This is a genomic window from Leifsonia sp. CL147, from assembly GCF_900114565.1.
GTDB lineage: Bacteria > Actinomycetota > Actinomycetes > Actinomycetales > Microbacteriaceae > Leifsonia.
Genome location: NZ_FOTM01000003.1, coordinates 37007 through 55666, shown reverse-complemented (window position 1 = coordinate 55666; position 18660 = coordinate 37007). Strand labels below are relative to the sequence as shown.

Below are 18660 nucleotides of genomic sequence, written 5' to 3'. Positions count from 1 at the left end.
TGCGTGTTACGAACAGCTCCCCTTGCTGGTGAGGAAGCGCTGGTCGAGGACGAAGCCGCTCGCGGTGAGCTGGACGGTCGCCTCGGTCGGCGTCACGGCGATGTTCGCGACCTGGACGCCGTCCGGGAGGTATTGGGCGGCACAGACCGGGAAGGGGCCGCGCGCGGTGAGCGCCTCCAGCAGCCGGCCGAGGTTCACGCTGCCCGCGCCGGTCTTCAGCGATGCCTTGTCCGGCTGCAGCAGCACCTGCTTGCCGTCCGCCTTCGGCGTCGCCGTGACCGTGTACCCGACCGGGAGGCCGAGCAGATCGATCCTGCCGTCGTAGCCGATGGTGCCCGGCCCGAGGGTGATGTCCCCGGTCGCGCCGGGGATCTTCACGAGCGTGTTGAGGGCGGCCGGGCCGATGGACAGCGTCCCTGTCGCGTCCGCGATGGGCTTGGAGAAATCCGTCGGGACGCCGGTGGCGACGATGGTCGCGTTCAGGGGCGCGCCCTGCACGATCAGGTGCGGCGCATCCAGCTCGACGCGCTCGAAGCTCCCGGAGAGGTACTGCTGCAGCACCGAGAACCCGCCGATGTGGGTGGAGACCTGGCCGCTCACCCCCGCAGGCAGGTTCTTCTCGATCTCGGCCGAGACGCGCTGCTCCGCATACGCGCGGGCGACGCTGTCGGCCACGACCAGCAGGACGACGACCGCGACCACCGGGATGCCCACGGTGAGCAGCAGCCGCTGCCAGCGAGGACGGCGGCTCCCGCTGGGGGCGGGCGTCTCCGGTTCCGTCGACAGCTCCGTGGTGTCGTCGCTCATCCGGTCGTCCCTCCGTTCGGTCGTGGTGCGGTCGGGCGGTCACATGCGGTCCGGCGCGGACACCCCCACGAGGCCGAGACCGTTGCGGATGACCTGGCCGGTCGCGTCGTTCAGCCAGAGGCGCGTGCGGTGCAGATCGGTCACGGGCTCCTCGCCGTGCGGGAGCACGCGCGTCGAACCGTCCCTCACTGCGTACCACGCGTGGTACAGGCCCGCCAGCTCTTCGATGTAGCGCGCGACGCGATGCGGTTCCCGGAGTTCGGCCGCGAGGGCCACCACCCGCGGGAACTCCTGCAGACCGCCGAGCAGCGCCGACTCGGTCTCGTGCGTGAGCAGTTCCGGCGCGAACACGCTGCGGTCGACCCCGGACTTCTCGGCGTTCGCCGCGACCGACCGGGTCCGCGCGTGAGCGTACTGGACGTAGTACACGGGGTTGTCGTTGCTGCGCTTGGTCAGCAGGTCGAGGTCGATGTCGAGCTGCGAGTCGGTCGAGGAGCGCACCAGCGCATAGCGCGCGGCGTCGACGCCCACCGCATCCACCAGGTCGTCGAGCGTCACGATCGTTCCGGCACGCTTGGACATGCGGACGGGCTCGCCGTCCTTCAGCAGGTTGACCATCTGGCCGATGAGGATCTGGAGGTTGACGTTCGGCACATCCCCGAACGCCTCGACCATCGCCATCATGCGGCCGATGTAGCCGTGGTGGTCGGCGCCGAGCATGATGATGTTCTGCTCGAAGCCCCGCTCGCGCTTGTCCAGGTAGTAGCCCAGGTCGCCGGAGATGTACGCGGGCTCGCCGTTCGACCGGATCACGACGCGGTCGCGGTCGTCGCCGAATGCCGTGGTGCGCAGCCAGATGGCGCCGTCGGCCTCGAAGATGTGCCCCTGCTCCCGGAGGCGCGCGATGGCGCGCTCCACCGCTCCCGACTCGTGCAGCGAATCCTCGTGGAAGTAGACGTCGAAGTCGACGCCGAAGGCGTGGAGGCGCGCCTTGATCTCCGCGAACATCAGCTGGGTGCCGATCGAGCGGAACACCTCCTGCTGCTGCTCGCGCGGGAGGCCCGCGAGGTCGCCGCCGGTCTCGTCGGCCGCGTAGGCGGCTGCGACGCGCTCGGCGATCTCGCCGATGTACGCGCCGCCGTAGCCGTCCTCCGGTGTCGGCTCGCCGAGGTAGGCGGCCAGCAGGCTGCGGGCGAACCGATCGATCTGCGAGCCGTGGTCGTTGAAGTAGTACTCGCGCGTGACGTCCGCGCCTTCGGCCTGGAGGATGCGCGCCAGGCTGTCGCCGACGGCCGCCCACCGGGCTCCGCCGATGTGCACAGGGCCGGTGGGGTTGGCGGACACGAACTCCAGATTCACCCGGAGGCCGTCGTAGGTGTGACCGCGTCCGTAGGCGTCGCCCGCGTCGACGATCGTCTTGGCCAGGAGGCCGGCGGCGGCCGCATCCAGCCGGAAGTTGATGAAGCCGGGGCCGGCCACTTCGGCGGAGGCGACGCCGTCGATGCCGACTGCAGCGGTGGCGATCTCACCCGCGAGTTCGCGAGGGTTCGCTCCGACCCTCTTGGCCAGTCGCATGGCGACGTTGGACGCCCAGTCGCCGTGGTCGCGGTTCTTGGGCCGCTCCAGCGGCACGTCGTCCGCGGTCAGGGACAGCTCGGGGACGTCGGCGCCGGCCTCGCGTCGACGCTCGACCACCGTCGTCACGATGTCGAGGAGAGCGGCGGAGAGGTCAGCGGGAGTCATGAGGAACGATTCTACCGGGATGCCCGGGGCCGCTCCCGCGGTCCCCACCGGCCGAATTGATAGGGTCAACCCGACGCGCTCCCGGACGCCGCGCGCCGAGCAGAAAGACGAGACGAATGCCCTCCACTTCCCGCCGCTTCGCCCTTCTCGCAGCGACCACTGCCGCAGGCCTCATCGTCGCCGCCCTCGCCGGCTGCTCGTCGACGCCCACGTCGTCGGCCTCCTCCGACGGACCCGCCGCGGCGAGCGACTCCCCGTCGGCGGGCCCGACGCCCACGCCGACTCCGACCGACCCGCCGACCCCCGTGGGGCTCACCTGCGATCAGGTGCTGACCGCCGACCAGCTCTACGCGTTCAACCCGAACTACGGAGTCGACCCGGACTACGCGCCGAAGGACGGGACGCTCGAGAAGAAGATCGCCGACTGGCAGGGAGTGTCCTGCGCCTGGAAGAACCAGACCAGCGGACAAGTTGTCCAGATCGCTGTCGCGAAGCCTCCGGCCAGCCAGCTGGAAGGCCTGAAGAACGCGGCGATCACGGCCTCGAAGCCGGTGCCGACGTATGGCGTCCCCCCGCAGGTGGAAGGCTACTTCGAGCCAGGAACCTCGGGCCAGGTCCAGATCTTCCGCGGCAGCTACTGGGTGGTCGCGGAGTCCGGCGCCTTCTTCGAACCGGGCGATGCCGCACCGTTGATGCAGAGCGTGCTGGGCAACATTCCCGCGTCCTGAGGGACAGCCGCCCGGATTCACGGCCGCGCCGGAGGGGATGCTAGCCTGGTGAGCACCCTGGCCCCCATAGCTCAGGGGATAGAGCGTCTGCCTCCGGAGCAGAAGGCCGTAGGTTCAAATCCTACTGGGGGCACCATCCATGGACTGTTCGTATTTCGACGCCGGCGTGTGCCGCTCGTGCACGCTGATGGGTGTCCCCTACGCCGAGCAGCTGATGGGCAAGGACCGCCTCGCCCGTGAGCTGCTCGCACCGTTCGGCGATGCGGTCTGGCTGCCGCCGGTGGCGAGCGCCGAAGCGGGATACCGGAACAAGGCCAAGATGGTCGTCGGGGGGACCCTCGAGGCTCCGACGATCGGGATCCTCGACGAGGCCGGGCGTGGGGTCGACCTGCGCGAGTGCGGCATCTGCTCCCCCGGGATCCGCGCGGCGCTGCCTGTCCTCGCCCGGTTCGTCGGCCTTCAGCGGCTGGAGCCGTATCAGGTGCCGGAACGCCGCGGCGAGCTCAAATTCGTCCTCGTGACCGAGTCGCCGGACGGCGAGCTGATGGTGCGGTTCGTCGTGCGGTCCGAGCGCACGGTCGCACTCGTCCGCGATGGACTGCCGTGGCTGCTCGCCGAGCTGCCGGCCGCACGCGTCGTCACCGTCAACATCCAGCCGGAGCACAAGGCCGTGGTCGAAGGCGAGACGGATGTGGTGCTCACCCGCGAGTCCGCGCTGCCCATGCGGCTCGGAGCCGTGTCGCTGCGCCTGCGTCCGCAGAGCTTCTTCCAGACGAACACGGCCGTCGCGACGGCGCTCTACGAACAGGTGACGTCGTGGGTGGACGAACTCGCGCCCGCGTCGGTGTGGGACCTGTACTGCGGGGTCGGCGGCTTCGCGCTGCACGTCGCGGCGCCCGGCCGACGGGTGGTGGGCGTGGAGACCAGCCGGGAGGCGGTACGGAGCGCCCGGGCGAGTGCGGCCGCCGCGGGGCTGCCGCAGGTCGCGTTCCGCGCCGGGGACGCGACCGCGTTCGCCCTCGGCGCTGCGGCCCCACCCGAACTGGTGATCGTGAATCCGCCGCGCCGGGGCATCGGCGCGGACCTGGCCCGGTGGCTGGAGGGCTCGGGCGTCCCGGGCGTCGTGTACTCCAGCTGCAACCCGAAGAGCCTCGCCCACGACCTGGCCCGGATGCCGTCCTACCGCATCCGGACCGGCCGTGTGCTCGACATGTTCCCGCAGACCGGCCACCTGGAGGTGGCCGTCCTGCTGGAGCGGGCGGCCCCCGCCGCCTGAGCCCACAGCTTGCGGCGGCTCGGGCTGTCAGCTCGTGGCGGCTCGGGCTGTCAGCTCGTGGCGGCTCGGGCTGTCAGCTTGTGGCGGCTCGGGCTGTCAGCTCGTGGCGGCCTCCCGCTTGGGAAGCTTCCAGCCCGGGCGCACGAAGTGGCAGGTGTAGCCCCACGGGATACGCTCCAGGTAGTCCTGGTGCTCCGCTTCCGCCTGCCAGAACGGTCCGGCCGCCGTCACCTCGGTGACCACCTTCCCCGGCCAGAGGCCCGACGCATCCACGTCGGCGATGGTGTCCTCGGCGATCCGGCGCTGCTCGTCGTCCACGAAGAAGATCGCGGAGCGGTAGCTGGTGCCGACGTCGTTGCCCTGACGGTTCTTCGTCGACGGGTCGTGGATCTGGAAGAAGAACTCGAGCAGATCGCGGTAGCTGGTGCGCTCCGGGTCGAACTCGATCTCGATCGCCTCGGCGTGGGTGCCGTGGTTGCGGTAGGTGGCGTTGGGGACGTCGCCGCCGGTGTAGCCCACGCGCGTGCCGACCACGCCCGGGAGCTTGCGGATGAGGTCCTGCATTCCCCAGAAACAGCCTCCGGCGAGGATGGCCTTCTGCGTCATTGTGATGCTCCTTACTTCTCGAAAATGTGGGTGTACTCGCTGTATCCGGCAGCGTCCAGCTCGGCGAGCGGGACGAAGCGGAGAGCGGCCGAGTTGATGCAGTAGCGCAGCCCTCCGGCCTCGGCGGGACCATCGTCGAAGAGGTGGCCCAGGTGACTGTCACCGTGGGCGGATCGCACCTCCGTCCGCACCATTCCGTAGGCCCGATCCACCTTCTCGACGATATTGCCCGGCTCGACCGGAACGGTGAAGCTCGGCCATCCCGAGCGGCTGTCGTACTTGTTCACGGACGCGAAGAGCGGCTCCCCCGACACGACGTCGACGTAGAGGCCCTCCTCATGGTTGTTCCAGTACTCGTTGCGGAACGCCGGCTCGGTTGCGGCCTCCTGTGTCACCTCGTACTGACGCGGGGTCAGGCGGGAGACCGCCTCCGGGTCCTTGCGGTAGTCCTGTGTCACGATTCCTCCTCGTGCGGCGCGCTGGCTGCGACGCCGTCAGTAGGTGGAACACGCGAGGGCACCGGCTTGGTCCCGAGCTCCCTGTGAGTTCACCGAGTGCGCGAGGATGCCATCCATCGCCCGGAGGACGGCCGGCCAGTTCCTGCGCACCTGAGCGGCCGAGACCCGCATACGCGCCAGCCCTCGGGCGCCCAGCCCGGCATCCCTCTGGCGGTCGCGTTCGAACGCCTGGCGGTCGCTGTGGAATCCGAAGCCGTCGACCTCGACATACAGCACGCCGTCGACTCGCAGGTCGACCCGCCCCACACCGTCGACGTGCACCTGCTGCTCCACGAGATGGCCGCGGCGCTGGAGCCGCTGGCGCACGATCGACTCGACACCGGAATCGGAACCCGGGCGAGCGAGCAGCGCCCTCGCGCGAACGTTGGCCGGCGTTCCGGCGAGCACGTCCCGCAACGCCAGAGGATTCGTCAGGCCCGCCGAGATGGCGGTGTCGAATACCGCGACGGCGGTCTCCTCGTCGGCACACCGCCCCACCGAGCGGAGGCAGTCCGCGAGTGTGACCCTCCAGAGTTCCTCGTGCGATTCGGTCGGCCGCCAGTGCCGGACGCAACCACCCCGGGGTCCCGCTCGGGTGTTCGGAGCGAGTTGAAGATGCAACCGCGTGTCATCGCCTCCCCACAGACCATACGTGCGCGCCGCGGTCACGCACGAGAGCCGTCCCCGTGCGACGACAGCGGTGAGCGCATCGCGCGAGGCGGTGGGCAGCGCATAGACGCCCTTGCGGATCCGGCGGAGCTCTCCGGCTCGCACGGCCGCCGACAACTGTTCGGACGAAGCCCCTGCGGCGCGGAGCTGATGGGCGGTGGCGATCCCGCCCAGGCGGGTCAACGTGTGCTGGTCGATCATGTGCCCAGTCTCCGTGCGACGGCGGCATCGTCGGCGGGCCGGCCGCCGATCTGTGGAGAACCCGCAGCAGGCGGGTGCTGTGCAACGAAGGACGAACAGCTTCGAATCTCCTTCGATTGGCAGTAGTGAAGGAGATTCGGACGGGAGACGGTCGAATCTCCTTCGCAAGCGGGAAGGGACGGAAGGGACGAGGGACGGGACGAGGAACGGACGATGCGGATGGGATGATGGGGCACCTCGCGTGCCGCGTCCCGCGGGGTTAGCCTGGCCATTCGGCGGAACCTCCCGGCACCGGCGACGGGCAGGTGCACGACGGGGACGCGTAAAGGAGCGGGGCATGGCAGCGACACGGACACTCTTCATCGGTGGGACGGGCGTGATCAGCTCGGCGTGCGTCGCCGAGGCGGTCGATCGCGGACACGAGGTCACGGTGGTCAACCGCGGCGCCAGCTCCACGCGGCCGCTGCCCGACGGTGTGGAGGTGCTGCACGCCGACATTCGCGACCCGGAGAGCGTGCACCGCGTCCTCGGCGAGCGCAGCTTCGACGTGGCGGCGGAGTTCCTCGCGTTCACCCCCGACCATATCCGGACGGACTTCGACCTGTTCGAGGGACGGGTCGGCCAGTTCGTCTTCATCAGCTCGGCGTCCGCGTACCAGAAGCCGCCGTCGCGCGTCCCGGTCACCGAGTCCACGGCGCTCCGGAACCCCTTCTGGAAGTACTCACGGGACAAGATCGCCTGCGAGGACCTCCTGGTCGAGGCGTACCGCGACCGCGGGTTCCCGGCGACGATCGTCCGCCCCTCGCACACGTACGACCGCACGCTGATCCCGACGACGGGCAGCTGGACCGACCTGGAGCGGATGCGGCGCGGCGCCCCGGTCGTCGTCCACGGCGACGGGACGAGCCGCTGGACGATCACCCACAACACCGACTTCGCCGTCGCCTTCGTCGGGCTGCTCGGCCGGCCGGAGGCGGTGGGCGACGCCTTCCACATCACGGGCGACGAGGCGCCGACCTGGGACGAGATCTACCGTTACCTTGCGGAGGCGCTCGGGGTGGAGGCCGACCTCGTGCACGTGGCCAGCGAATCCATCGCCGCAGTGATTCCGGAGGTGGGGCCGGGTCTTCTCGGCGACAAAGCCCACTCGATGCATTTCGACAACCGGAAGGTGCAAGCGCTCGTGCCCGAGTTCCGCCCTCGGATCCCGTTCGCGCGAGGCGCTGGCGAGATCGTGGAGTGGTACCTGGCCGATCCCGAACGTCAGCGGGCCGACCCGGACCTGGATGCGGCCTTCGACCGCCTCGTGGAGCACGCCCGCGCGTTCGGGTGACCCGCACGACGCCTGCCGAACAGGAGCCTCCCCCGAGGATGGTGTGGATGAGCAACGACGGCATGATCATCGTGCCGTTCGGCATCCCGGGATGGTTCAGCTCGAGCAGAAGGAGTTCGGCCGTGCGCGAGAGCCGCCGCGGTGGTTCAATGGCGGCACGAACCACGAGCACACCTTCGAACGAGCGCGGATGGTCGAGGAGCAGCTCGTCAGCCGCGGGATCGAGGATCAGCGGGTCCTCGATGCGATGAGGCGCGTGCCGCGGCACCTGTTCGTCGACGAGCGGGCGGCGCCGTATGCGTACGAGGACCATCCGATGCCCATCGGGAACGGCCAGACCATCTCGCAGCCGTACATCGTCGCCCTGACGCTGCAGGCCGCCCGTATCGGGCCCGAGGACGCGGTGCTGGACGTCGGGACCGGGTCCGGCTACGCGGCCGCCGTCGCCGCGGAGCTCGCCCATCGGGTGGTGAGCATCGAACGGCATCCGGATCTCGCGGTGGAGGCCGCTGCGACGCTCGAAGCGCTCGGGTACCGTGTCGAGGTCGTGACCGGCGACGGGACGCTCGGCTGGCCGCCGGGCGCACCCTACGACGCGATCGTCGCGGCGGCGACCGGGCCATCCGTCCCGCGTCCCTGGGCGGAGCAGCTCGCGCCGCGCGGCCGCATCGTGATGCCTGTGGGCCGGCCGGGAGGAGCGCAGCACCTCGCGCTGTTCACCCGCGGAGACGACGGGATGCTGACCAAGACGGACCTGGGCGCCGTCGCCTTCGTGCCGCTGCTGGGCGACCACGGGTGGCCGGTGCAGGACTGACCGCCGTAGAGAGCGAGCGCCCTCAGGCTGCGACGACGGAGCGGGAGGCGAGCTCCGCATCCAGAATGCCGGACCGCAGGACACCGAGGAGCGCCGTGAGCTGGCCGGCCGGCGCCTGCACGTCCTCCGGGTGCCACTGCACCGCGAGCAACGGGGCGTCCTGGTGCTCGATCGCCTCGACGTGGCCGTCGTGCGACCGGGCGGTGACGGCGAGGCCGGCGCCGAGCCGGTCGACGGCCTGGTGGTGCGCGCTGCGGACCTCCACGGGGCGGGCGCCGAGCAGTTCCGCGACGCGGGAATCCACCTCCGGCTGGACCGTGTGGGTGGTGAGCACCTGCGGGATGGGCACTCCGCGGTTCACGTGGCCGCACTCGTCGCCGAGGTCCTGCACGAGCGTCCCGCCGAGGGCGACGTTCACGATCTGGAGGCCGCGGCAGATGCCCAGCAGCGGCGTCCGGCGTGCGACGGCCGACCGGACGAGCGCGATCTGGGCGGCGTCCGCGACCGGAAGATGCCGGGACTCGTTGGCGTAGCCGGTCTCCGCACCGTAGAAGCGGGGGTGGATGTCCTCCCCGCCCACGATCACGATGGCGTCCGCCTGGGCGGTGCCGGAGAGCAGGGCAGCGGTTCCGCGGTCGGCCGCGAGCCGGATCACGCCCCAGCCGTGGGATCGCGCCTCGGCGATCACGTTGCCGACGAGCAACTGCACGTACTCGTGATAGGCGGGGTCGTGCGGGCGGAAGCGCGTCGCTTCGACGACGGCCAGGACGGGCTGCTGCGACATGCGCTCCTCCTCTCGACCGGACCCCTCCATCCCAGCAGCCGGCCCCGCCGAGCGCACACACAGGTGTAACAGGCGGAAACAGTGACAGCGCACAGGCGCCGGAAATAGACTCGGCGGGGTACAACCCAGGCCCGAGAGCCGGACCCGGGAACGCGAGGGGTGGATGCGCTTGCCAGGTCTACGTCTGCTGACCGGGGCCCTGCTGGCGCTCGGGCTCGCGGCGGGACCGCTCGCGGCGGGACCGCTCGCGGCGGGACCCGGGTCCCCTGCCGGTGCGACCGTCGCCGCGCAGGACCCCGTCGACTTCGGGGCGGGCCACGTCGTCGACGACGCCCACGTGCTGAGCCAGGGGGACCTGGCGGCCATCACGACGGCCGCCGAGCAGCTGTACGCCCAGCACCACATCGACCTGTTCGTCGTCTACGTCGACACCTTCACCGCCCCGACCGAGGCAGCGGACTGGGCCAATGAGACCGCCGCCCGCAACGGGCTCGGCCAGCGCGACTACCTGCTCGCGGTGTCCACCACGGGACGCACGTACTACCTCTCCGGCGACGACGCCGGCCCGGTGAGCCCGGAACAGCTCGACGGCATCGAGCAGAACAACATCGAGCCGAAGCTGCATGCCGGGGACTGGGCGGGAGCGGGAGTCGCGGCGGCGGCCGGCCTCGGCGACGCCCTGGGCGGCTCCGGCGGAGGCGCGACCTTCTTCTGGGTGTTCCTGATCGGCGTCATCGTGGTCGGTCTCCTCGTCTTCCTGCTGGTGCGCACGCGCCGTTCGCGGAGGCAGCAGGCCGCCGCCGGGCCGGCGACCCCGCAGAGCGAGCTGCACACCATCCCGCTCGCCGACCTGGAACGGCGAGCCGGTTCGGCGCTCGTGCAGACGGACGATGCCATCCGCACCAGCGAACAGGAGCTCGCGTACGCCACCGCCGAGTACGGCGGGCCGGCCGTCGTGCCGTTCCAGGCGGCGCTCGATGCGGCCAAGGGACAGCTGCGCGAGGCGTTCGCGCTGAAGCAGCGGCTGGATGACGCTGAGCCCGACACGGACGAGCAGCGGCGCGAGTGGAACATCCACATCGTCCAGCTGTGCGGCGCGGCCAACCAGGCACTCGACGCCCAAGCCGACGCCTTCGACGAGTTGCGCGCGCTGGAGAAGCGCATCCCGGAGGCGACCGCCGAGCTCACGAGCCGCGTGTCAGTGCTCCGGCAGCGCCTGACGACCGCCCGGTCCGCGCTGGACGGGCTCGCCCGGCGCTACGCGGACGCCGCGCTCGCCACGGTGCACGACAACGTCGACCAGGCGAGCCAGCGGCTCGACTTCGCCGAGACAGCACTGGCCGGCGCGACGCAGCAGGCGGCGGGGAACGCGGGCGCGGCCGCGGTCGGCGTGCGCGCCGCCGAGGAGTCCGCCGATCAGGCCGGCCTGCTGCTCGACGCCGTCGACAGGCTCGGCACCGACCTGGACGCCGCGCAGCAATCCCTCGACCGCACGATCGCGGAGCTGCGCAGCGATCTCGCGGAGGCACGCGCGCTCGCAGCCTCCAGCGATCCGGGCGGCACGATCGCGGCCACCGCTGCGGGCACGGAGCAGACCGTGACGGATGTCCAGGCAGCGCTGACTGCCGGCCGGGTGGATCCGCTGGAGCTCGCCCGGCGGCTCGACGCCGCCAACCGGTCGATCGACGCCGTCCTGCAGGGCGTCCGCGACGCTCGGGCGCAGGCGCAGCGCGCCCAGTCGGCGCTGCAGCAGACGCTGCTGACGGCGCGTGCCCGGGTGTCCGCGTGCGAGGACTTCCTCACCGCCCGGCGCGGAGCGGTAGGACCCGCAGCCCGCACCCGGCTCGCCGAGGCGTCGCGCCTCGTCGCGCAGGCGGAGCAGACGGCCGCGACGGATGCGGCGTCCGCGCTCGCACAGGCCCAGCGCGCCGCGCAACTCGCGGACGAGGCCACGCAGCTGGCACAGCAGGACGTCGGCGGGTTCCAGCCCGGAATGGGCGGCGGCCTGGGCGGCGTCTTCGGCGGAGGGACGGCCGGTCCCCGTGGAGCAGGCGGCGCGGTCGGCGCCATCCTCGGCGGCATCCTGATCGACTCCGTGCTCGGCGGCGGCCTCGGCGGCGGCCTCGGCGGCGGCTGGGGCGGCGGCGGGAACTGGGGCGGCGGAGGCGGCTGGGGCGGCGGCGGCTTCAGCGCCGGAAGCTTCGGCGGCGGCGGCACCCGGAGCCGGCGCGGCGGCGGACGGTTCTGAACGACCTGACGTAACAGGGATGATCGCCCTCGGGGCGGAAGCGAAAGGAAGACCACATGGCGAAGCAGTCCATCTTCGGACGGATCTCGCAACTCTTGCGGGCGAACGTCAACTCCCTCCTCGATCAAGCGGAGGACCCGCAGAAGATGCTGGACCAGCTGGTCCGCGACTTCACGAACAGCATCGCGGACGCCGAGAGCGCGATCGCGGAGACCATCGGCAACCTGCGCATGCTCGAGGACGACCACCGCGAAGACGTGGACGCCGCGGGCGAGTGGGGCGACAAGGCGCTGGCCGCAAGCCGCCAGGCGGACCAGTACCGCGCCTCCGGCGACGCGGCGAACGCAGACAAGTTCGACAACCTGGCGAAGGTGGCGCTGCAGCGGCAGATCTCGGCCGAGAACGAAGCGAAGGCCGCCGAGCCGCAGATCGCCGCGCAGACCGAAGTCGTCGAGAAGCTGAAGACCGGCCTGAACCAGATGAAGGAGAAGCTGGAGCAGTTGAAGAGCAAGCGCGCCGAGCTGGTCGCGCGAGCCGCGAGCGCCCGGGCGCAGGCGCAGGTGATGGATGCGGTCAAGAGCATCGACATCATGGATCCGACCAGCGAGGTCTCCCGCTTCGAGGAGAAGATCCGCCGCGAGGAGGCCCGTGTGCGCGGCGCGCAGGAGCTCGCCTCCTCCAGCCTCGACGCGCAGTTCGAGCAGCTGGACGACCTGGGCGAGCTGACCGAGGTGGATGCGCGGCTCGCGGCGCTGAAGGCCGGCACGTCGGGCGCTGAGGCGTGAGCCCCGCATCCTTCCTCGTCGTCCCGCAGTGGCAGGGCTCGGGGTCCTCGCGCGCGATGCGCCTCATCGACGGCGCCGACGCCATCCGCGGCGACCTGCCGCCCGCGCGCACGCATGTGGTCCCGGTGCCGGCGACGGCGGGCGAGTCCCTCGGCACGGGCGTGAACCGCTTCTCGTCCCTGGCCGCCGTGCGCGAGGCGACGGCGGCGGAGCTGGGGCTGCTGGAGGCTCCCGTGATCACGATCGGCGGCGATTGCGGCGCGGAGCTGGGCGCGGTGCAGCATGCGCTGGGAGCGCATCCCGCCGGCTCGGTCGCCGTGGTCTGGTTCGACGCCCACGGCGACCTCAACGACGTCGCCTCCTCGCCCTCGGGAGCGTTCCACGGGATGGTGCTCCGCGCGCTCCTCGGCGAGGGGCCGGACGGTCTGGCCTCGGCCGGGGCGAACATGCTGGAGCCGTTGCAGCTCATCCTCGCCGGCACTCGCGCGCTGGACGACGGCGAGTCCGCCTTCGTGGAGGAGCACGCCATCCGCGTCCTCTCCCCCGACGAGCTGGACGACCCGGACGCCCTGGTGGAGGCCGTGGCCGCCACGGGCGCGACGGCGGTGTACGTCCACATCGACCTCGACGTGCTCGATCCGTCCTCGATCGACGGGATCGGCTACCCGGAGCCGTTCGGCGTGCAGCCCGATCGGCTGACCGAGGCGGTCCGGGCGCTCCGCCGCCGGTTCGATCTGGCCGGAGCCGGCCTGATGGAGTTCGCCCCCGAATCCCCGGACGCGGCCGGACGCGACCTCCCGGTCATCCTGCGCATCCTCGGGGCACTCACCGGACCGACCGCCTCGCCGGCAGCGGCCACGCCGCCCGAGGGCCCGGAAGCAGGGCAGTAGCGTGGAGGCCATGAGCGAGCCGAAGATCATCACGGAGCGGCGGGGTCACATCCTGCTCATCGGGCTGAACCGCCCGGAGAAGCGCAACGCCGCCGACTTCGACCTGCTGAGCCGGCTGGCGGACGCCTACGGGGAACTGGAGCGCGATCCCGAACTCCGGGTCGGGCTGGTGTACGGCGTGGGCGAGCACTTCACGGCCGGCCTCGACCTCGCCGACCTCGGCCCGCGCATCGGACCCGGCGGGCTGTCGTTCGTCGGCCCGGACGGCATCGACCCCTGGCAGGTGTCGGGAACCCCCCTGACCAAGCCGGTCGTGATCGCGGTGCAGGGCACCTGTCTCACCCTCGGGGTCGAGCTCATCCTGGCCTCCGATATCGCGGTCGCCGCGCGCGGCACCCGGTTCGGGCAGATCGAGGTCACGCGTGGCATCCTGCCGTTCGGCGGTGCGACGCTGCGCTTCCCGCGGGCGGTGGGATGGGGCAACGCGATGCGCCACATCCTCACCGGCGACCTGTTCGACGCCGCGGAGGCGCATCGCATCGGCCTCGTGCAGGAGGTGGTCGACGACGGGACGCAGTTCGATCGCGCGCTGGAACTGGCGGAGCGGGTCGCCGCGCAGGCGCCGCTCGCGGTGCAGGCCGCCCTCGCGAACGCGAAGCGCGCGGTGCGCGCCGGCGATGCGGCGGCCGAGGCCGAGCTGCAGCCCGCCCTGGTGCGGCTGGCTGCGAGCGAGGACGCGCGCATCGGGATGGAGGCGTTCCTCACGCGCACCGAGGCGCAGTTCGTGGGGCGGTGACCTCCGGGTCCTCGCGGACTGCGGATCCCCTGAGGGCCACCGGGCGACGAGGCCGCAGGGGGGAGCACGATATGGCGGACAGGACGAGAATCGCGGCGGGGTCCGCGGGAGAGCAGGGAGTGGGCATGACGGAGACCAGGGACTACGACGTCATCGTGATGGGCGCGGGGGCGGTCGGCGAGAACGTCGCGGACCGCGCTGCGCAGGGCGGGATGAAGACGGTCATCGTCGAGTCGGAGCTCGTCGGCGGGGAGTGCTCGTACTGGGCCTGCATGCCGTCCAAGACGCTGCTGCGCAGTGGCGCGCTGCTGCGGGCGGCGCGGAAGGTCGGGGGCACGCGGGAGGCGATCACCGGCGACCTGGATGTGGCCGCGGTGCTCAAGCGGCGCGACGAGATGACGAGCAACTGGAACGACAGCGGGCAGGTCGAGTGGCTCGAGGGCGCCGGCATCGACCTCGTCCGCGGCTGGGGCGTCATCACGGCGCCGCGCGAGGTGACCGTCACCGCGGAGGACGGCACGGTCACGGTGCTGCGCGCGAAGCACGCCGTCGCGGTATCGACGGGTTCCGCCTCGCTGCTCCCCGACATCCCGGGCCTGCGGGAGAGCGAGCCGTGGTCGAGCCGCGAGGCGACGAGTGCGCAGCGCGTTCCCCTGTCGCTGGCCATCCTCGGCGGCGGCGTCGTGGCCACCGAGATGGCGACGGCCTACGCCGGGTTCGGCGCCGAGGTCCACCTCATCGCGCGCAGCGGACTGCTGGCCGGAGACGAGCCGTTCGCCGGAGAGCTGGTGGCCGAGTCCCTCAAAAAGCTGGGCGTCACCCTCCACCTCGACACCGAGGCCCGCCGCGTGGAGCGCACGGACGACGAAGGCTTCCGACTGGAGCTGAGCGACGACACGGTGCTCGAGACCGACGAGTTCCTCGTGGCGACGGGCCGCGTCCCCCGCACCTCCGGCATCGGGCTCGACGCCTTCGGCCTGGAGGATGGCGGCTGGCTGAGAGTGGACGACAGTCTCCGCGTGCTGGGCGCCGACGGCGAACCGGTCGACGGCGGCTGGCTGTACGGAGTCGGCGACGTCAACCATCGCGCATTGCTGACGCACCAGGGCAAGTACCAGGCGCGCGCCGCCGGAGACGCCATCGCCGCACGCGCCCACGGACGGGACGTGTCGCTCGAGCCGTGGGGTGCATTCGTGGCGACCGCCGACCATCAGGCGGTCCCCCAGGTGACGTTCACCGACCCCGAGGTCGCGTCGGTGGGACTGACCGCGGCGCGGGCCGAGAAGGCCGGCTACCGCATCCGCGTCGTCGACTATCCCATCGGCAAGGTCTCGGGCGCGTACGTCGTCGCCGACGGCTACGAGGGCACCGCGCGCATGGTGGTGGATGAGGACCGGAAGGTCGTCCTCGGAATGACCTTCGTCGGCCAGGAGGTCGGGGAGCTGCTGCACTCCGCGACCGTGGCCATCGTCGGGGAGGTGCCGATCGACCGGCTGTGGCACGCGGTGCCGTCGTACCCGACGATCAGCGAGGTGTGGCTGCGGCTGCTGGAAGCGTACGGGCGGCCGGAGAAATGAGCCCAGCGAGATGAGCGCAACCCGTGAGCTCTCCCGCGCGATCACGCGCGCCGGCTATCTGTACGCCACGGCGGTCGGGCTGGTCTGGGGGTTCGTCTGGAGTACCGGACGCATCGAGCGCCGCGGCGGCCTGACCGTCTTCCAGGGCATGCCGAAGGCGACGTTCGGCCGCGGCGGATCGTGCGTCGGCGGTGTCTACCTGACCGACCACAACGTGAGCGACGACATCCTCGAGCACGAGGCCGTCCACAAAGAGCAATGGCAGCAGTACGGGATGCTGTTCCCGTTCCTGTACCTCCTGGCCGGACGCGACCCCCTGGGCAACCGGTTCGAGATCGAGGCGGGCCTCGAGAAGGGCGGGTACGTATGACGCGCACGGTCGTCGTCACGGGCGCAAGCTCCGGGATCGGTGCTGTCGCCGCCGAGACACTCGCTGCCGGCGGGGACGAGGTCGCGGTGGTCGGCCGCAACCCGGAGCGGACGCGCGCGGTCGCCGAGCGCATCGGCGCGACGCCCTTCCTGGCCGACTTCGAACGCCTCGACGACGTCCGGGCGCTGGCCGAGGCGCTGCTCGAGCGCTACGAGACGATCGACGTGCTCGCCAACAACGCGGGCGGGCTCTACCACGAGCGGGAGCTGACGGTCGATGGGCACGAGCGCACCATCCAGGCCAACCACCTTGCACCCTTCCTGCTCACCGCTCTGCTGCGACCCCGGCTGGTGGAGACGGCGGCTACCGGCCGGGACGTCCGGGTCGTCTCGACCGCCAGTATGGCGAACCGCTTCGGCAACCTCCGCGTGGACGACCTCGACTGGGAGCGACGGCCCTGGCAGGGCGGCTGGCGTGCGTACGGCACCGCGAAGCTGGCGACGATCCTGTTCGCCGCCGAGCTCGCCGAACGGCTGACCGGCACGGGCGTCTCCGCCTACTCCTTCCATCCCGGGACGATCGCCACCAATTTCGGCAACTCGTCGCCGCTCATCCGCTTCGGCCACCTGGTCACGCGGAGCTCGTTCGGCATCCCGGTGTCGGCGGGCGCGGCGCCGTTGGTGTTCCTGTCCGGACCCGTCCCCGTCGGCGCGCCGAGCGGGACGTACTTCGACCGGCTCCAAGCGAACGGACGGACGCATCCGCAGGCGCGCAGCGCGCAGCTGGGCCGCGACCTCTGGACCGCGAGCGCGGAGCTCGTCGGGGTCGACGTCGCCGCGTAGGGCGGATCCCGTGTAGGGCGCCCCGCCCAGGGGGTCAGCGGGCCGAGAGGCCCGGGGTGGAGACGGCGGCGGGCGACATGCCCACGGTTGCCACGAGGTGGTCGCGCACCTCGGTGGCCAGGGCGAAGCCGCCGGTGACGATGGCGCGGGTCTCGCCCGGGCCGTCGCACAGCATCTCGTCGCACCAGGCACGCACCGCCCGCGCTGCGGCCTCGCCGCGAGCGCAACGCTCGCCCGTCCCGGGGCGGCCGCTGCGGTCGGACCGCGGCAGCCAGGTGAGCGTCACGCGCAGCGGTGTGCCGAGGGGCACGATCTGGGAGGCGTCCTCGACCTCGACGAAGACGCGCCCACGTGCACAGAGCGGCAGCAGCGCCAGCTCGGCCGAGAGCTCCACGAGCGAGGTCTCGTCGCCGACGACCAGGAACTGGACGCGGTCGTCGGCGTGCGCCGTGGAGGCGGTATGGGTGGCGTGATCGGGACGGTACATGACGCCTCCAGTATAGGCGAGCCTAACCTCACCTTCTCTGGCCGGTGGCCGACCGCATCCCTTCCCAGCGTCGGCGGTTCGCGGCATGATCGGAGCATGCAGCCTTCCGCCTCCTCCCCGATCGCTCCGATGCTCGCGAAGGCGGTGCCCGAGGTGCCCGCACCGGACAGCGTGGCGGGCGGGTTGAGCTACGAGCCCAAATGGGACGGCTTCCGCGCCATCGTCTACGCCGACGGCGAGGGCGCCGTGGAGTCGGTGGAGATCGGCAGCCGCGGATCCAAGATGCTGACCCGCTACTTCCCGGAGCTCGTGGAGGCGTTCCGCAGCATCCTGCCCGGTCCGTGCGTCCTCGACGGCGAGATCGTGGTGCCCACCGGCGAGCCCGGGAAGCAGCGGCTGGACTGGGAGGCGCTGTCGCAGCGCATCCATCCGGCCGCGAGCCGGGTGAAGCTGCTGTCCGAGAAGACGCCTGCGACCTTCGTGGCCTTCGACCTGCTCGCGATCGGCGACGAGTCGTTCGTCGACCGGCCATTCGCCGAGCGGCGGGCCGCGCTGGAGGAGTTCGCCGGCGACCTGCCGGCCCCCATCGCGCTGACCCGCACGACGACCGATGTGGACGTCGCGCGCCACTGGCTGGTGGAGTTCGAGGGCGCCGGGCTCGACGGCGTGGTCGCGAAGCCGTTCTCCGGCGTGTACGCGCCGAACAAGCGCACCATGCTCAAGATCAAGCACCACCGGACGGCCGACGTCGTCGCGCTCGGCTATCGCATCCACAAGAGCGGTCAGGGCGTCGGCTCGCTGCTGGTCGGGCTCTACGGCGACGACGGGATGCTGCGCAACGTAGGCGGAGTCTCCGCGTTCAGCGACGCCAAAAGACTCGCGCTCATCGACGAGCTGGCGCCGCTGGTCGAGCGCGACGAGAGTGGCGAGGCCGTCACCGGCGAGACCGACCGCAGCCGGTTCTCCTCCGGCAAGGACGTCTCGTTCGTCCGCCTCCGGCCCGAGCGCGTGCTCGAGGTGCGTTACGACCAGATGGAGGGGATGCGGTTCCGCCACACCGCCCAGTTCGAGCGGTGGCGCCCCGACCGCGAGGCGGCCTCGTGCACCTTCGACCAGCTCGACCGCCCGATCGCCTACGACCTCGCCGACGTCCTGACCTGACCCCCCACCATCGAGTCCGCACAGATTGAACGTCGGGGCGGCGTTT

General features: G+C 71.4%; 19 protein-coding genes and 1 tRNA gene. 13 read left to right on the top strand and 7 right to left on the bottom strand.

The annotated features are described in order from the left end of the window. Window positions 1-6: 6 nt before the first annotated feature. Together BM287_RS03885 and argS are read right to left on the bottom strand one after the other, a co-directional pair. Complete coding sequence (locus tag BM287_RS03885; RefSeq protein WP_090036163.1) at window positions 7-807, bottom strand: LmeA family phospholipid-binding protein; 801 nt, start codon at window positions 805-807, stop codon at window positions 7-9. A gap of 39 nt (window positions 808-846) precedes the next feature. Next, a complete protein-coding gene (gene argS, locus BM287_RS03880; protein WP_090036160.1) occupies window positions 847-2550 on the bottom strand; it encodes an arginine--tRNA ligase in 1704 nt (567 codons plus the stop codon). 116 nt (window positions 2551-2666) lie between these two features. Between argS and BM287_RS03875 the strand changes: the two genes are divergently transcribed. The 3 genes from BM287_RS03875 to rlmC all read left to right on the top strand — a co-directional run bounded on the left by BM287_RS03875 (window position 2667) and on the right by rlmC (window position 4554). Further along, the gene (locus BM287_RS03875; protein ID WP_090036158.1) at window positions 2667-3278 is read left to right on the top strand and encodes an iron ABC transporter ATP-binding protein; all 612 of its coding nucleotides are present in this window, start codon (window positions 2667-2669) and stop codon (window positions 3276-3278) included. A gap of 60 nt (window positions 3279-3338) precedes the next feature. Beyond that, window positions 3339-3414, top strand: a tRNA-Arg gene (locus tag BM287_RS03870). Between the two features lie 3 nt (window positions 3415-3417). Further along, window positions 3418-4554: a 23S rRNA (uracil(747)-C(5))-methyltransferase RlmC gene (gene rlmC, locus BM287_RS03865; RefSeq protein WP_090036156.1), complete on the top strand. Its 1137-nt coding sequence runs from the start codon at window positions 3418-3420 to the stop codon at window positions 4552-4554. 96 nt (window positions 4555-4650) lie between these two features. Here rlmC and msrA read toward each other — a convergent pair whose 3' ends face one another. From msrA to BM287_RS03850, 3 genes are read right to left on the bottom strand one after another with little or no spacing between them, the layout of a single operon-like run. Continuing rightward, window positions 4651-5160, bottom strand: coding sequence for a peptide-methionine (S)-S-oxide reductase MsrA (gene msrA, locus BM287_RS03860; protein ID WP_090036154.1), 510 nt, complete (start codon window positions 5158-5160; stop codon window positions 4651-4653). Between the two features lie 11 nt (window positions 5161-5171). Next, window positions 5172-5618 (bottom strand): peptide-methionine (R)-S-oxide reductase MsrB, encoded by a 447-nt coding sequence (msrB, locus tag BM287_RS03855; protein ID WP_090036152.1) that lies wholly within the window; start codon window positions 5616-5618, stop codon window positions 5172-5174. A gap of 36 nt (window positions 5619-5654) precedes the next feature. After that, complete coding sequence (locus BM287_RS03850; protein WP_244527870.1) at window positions 5655-6527, bottom strand: type IV toxin-antitoxin system AbiEi family antitoxin domain-containing protein; 873 nt, start codon at window positions 6525-6527, stop codon at window positions 5655-5657. A gap of 337 nt (window positions 6528-6864) precedes the next feature. Between BM287_RS03850 and BM287_RS03845 the strand changes: the two genes are divergently transcribed. Continuing rightward, window positions 6865-7860 carry an NAD-dependent epimerase/dehydratase family protein gene (locus BM287_RS03845; RefSeq protein ID WP_090036150.1) on the top strand — a complete coding sequence of 332 codons (996 nt, stop codon included), beginning with the start codon at window positions 6865-6867 and terminating at the stop codon, window positions 7858-7860. Between the two features lie 91 nt (window positions 7861-7951). Beyond that, entirely contained in the window at window positions 7952-8674 is a 723-nt protein-coding gene (locus BM287_RS03840; RefSeq protein ID WP_244527869.1) for a protein-L-isoaspartate(D-aspartate) O-methyltransferase, read from the top strand. Between the two features lie 22 nt (window positions 8675-8696). On the opposite strand, the gene BM287_RS03835 is transcribed toward BM287_RS03840, so the two are convergent. After that, entirely contained in the window at window positions 8697-9458 is a 762-nt protein-coding gene (locus tag BM287_RS03835; RefSeq protein WP_090036148.1) for a gamma-glutamyl-gamma-aminobutyrate hydrolase family protein, read from the bottom strand. Window positions 9459-9621: 163 nt separating this feature from the next. Between BM287_RS03835 and BM287_RS18185 the strand changes: the two genes are divergently transcribed. The 7 genes from BM287_RS18185 to BM287_RS03800 all read left to right on the top strand — a co-directional run bounded on the left by BM287_RS18185 (window position 9622) and on the right by BM287_RS03800 (window position 16966). Next, entirely contained in the window at window positions 9622-11706 is a 2085-nt protein-coding gene (locus BM287_RS18185; RefSeq protein ID WP_090036146.1) for a TPM domain-containing protein, read from the top strand. A gap of 56 nt (window positions 11707-11762) precedes the next feature. Beyond that, window positions 11763-12491, top strand: a complete 729-nt coding sequence (locus BM287_RS03825) for a PspA/IM30 family protein (protein ID WP_090036144.1) — start codon at window positions 11763-11765, stop codon at window positions 12489-12491. Continuing rightward, window positions 12488-13381: an arginase family protein gene (locus BM287_RS03820; RefSeq protein ID WP_090036142.1), complete on the top strand. Its 894-nt coding sequence runs from the start codon at window positions 12488-12490 to the stop codon at window positions 13379-13381. Before BM287_RS03825 ends, BM287_RS03820 begins: the two co-directional genes overlap by 4 nt. Window positions 13382-13391: 10 nt before the next feature. Next, window positions 13392-14177 carry a crotonase/enoyl-CoA hydratase family protein gene (locus BM287_RS03815; protein ID WP_090036507.1) on the top strand — a complete coding sequence of 262 codons (786 nt, stop codon included), beginning with the start codon at window positions 13392-13394 and terminating at the stop codon, window positions 14175-14177. A 125-nt stretch (window positions 14178-14302) separates the two neighbouring features. After that, window positions 14303-15754: a dihydrolipoyl dehydrogenase family protein gene (locus tag BM287_RS03810; RefSeq protein ID WP_090036140.1), complete on the top strand. Its 1452-nt coding sequence runs from the start codon at window positions 14303-14305 to the stop codon at window positions 15752-15754. Window positions 15755-15764: 10 nt separating this feature from the next. Next, window positions 15765-16124, top strand: coding sequence for a Fe-S oxidoreductase (locus BM287_RS03805; RefSeq protein WP_090036138.1), 360 nt, complete (start codon window positions 15765-15767; stop codon window positions 16122-16124). Continuing rightward, entirely contained in the window at window positions 16121-16966 is an 846-nt protein-coding gene (locus BM287_RS03800) for an SDR family NAD(P)-dependent oxidoreductase (protein WP_090036135.1), read from the top strand. The genes BM287_RS03805 and BM287_RS03800 overlap by 4 nt, the downstream gene beginning before the upstream one ends. A gap of 34 nt (window positions 16967-17000) precedes the next feature. Here the strand turns inward: BM287_RS03800 and BM287_RS03795 are convergent, their stop codons facing one another. Next, complete coding sequence (locus tag BM287_RS03795; RefSeq protein ID WP_090036133.1) at window positions 17001-17453, bottom strand: SIP domain-containing protein; 453 nt, start codon at window positions 17451-17453, stop codon at window positions 17001-17003. 96 nt (window positions 17454-17549) lie between these two features. On the opposite strand from BM287_RS03795, the gene BM287_RS03790 reads away from it, so the two are divergent. Continuing rightward, entirely contained in the window at window positions 17550-18614 is a 1065-nt protein-coding gene (locus tag BM287_RS03790) for an ATP-dependent DNA ligase (protein ID WP_090036131.1), read from the top strand. The last annotated feature ends 46 nt before the right edge of the window (window positions 18615-18660 follow it).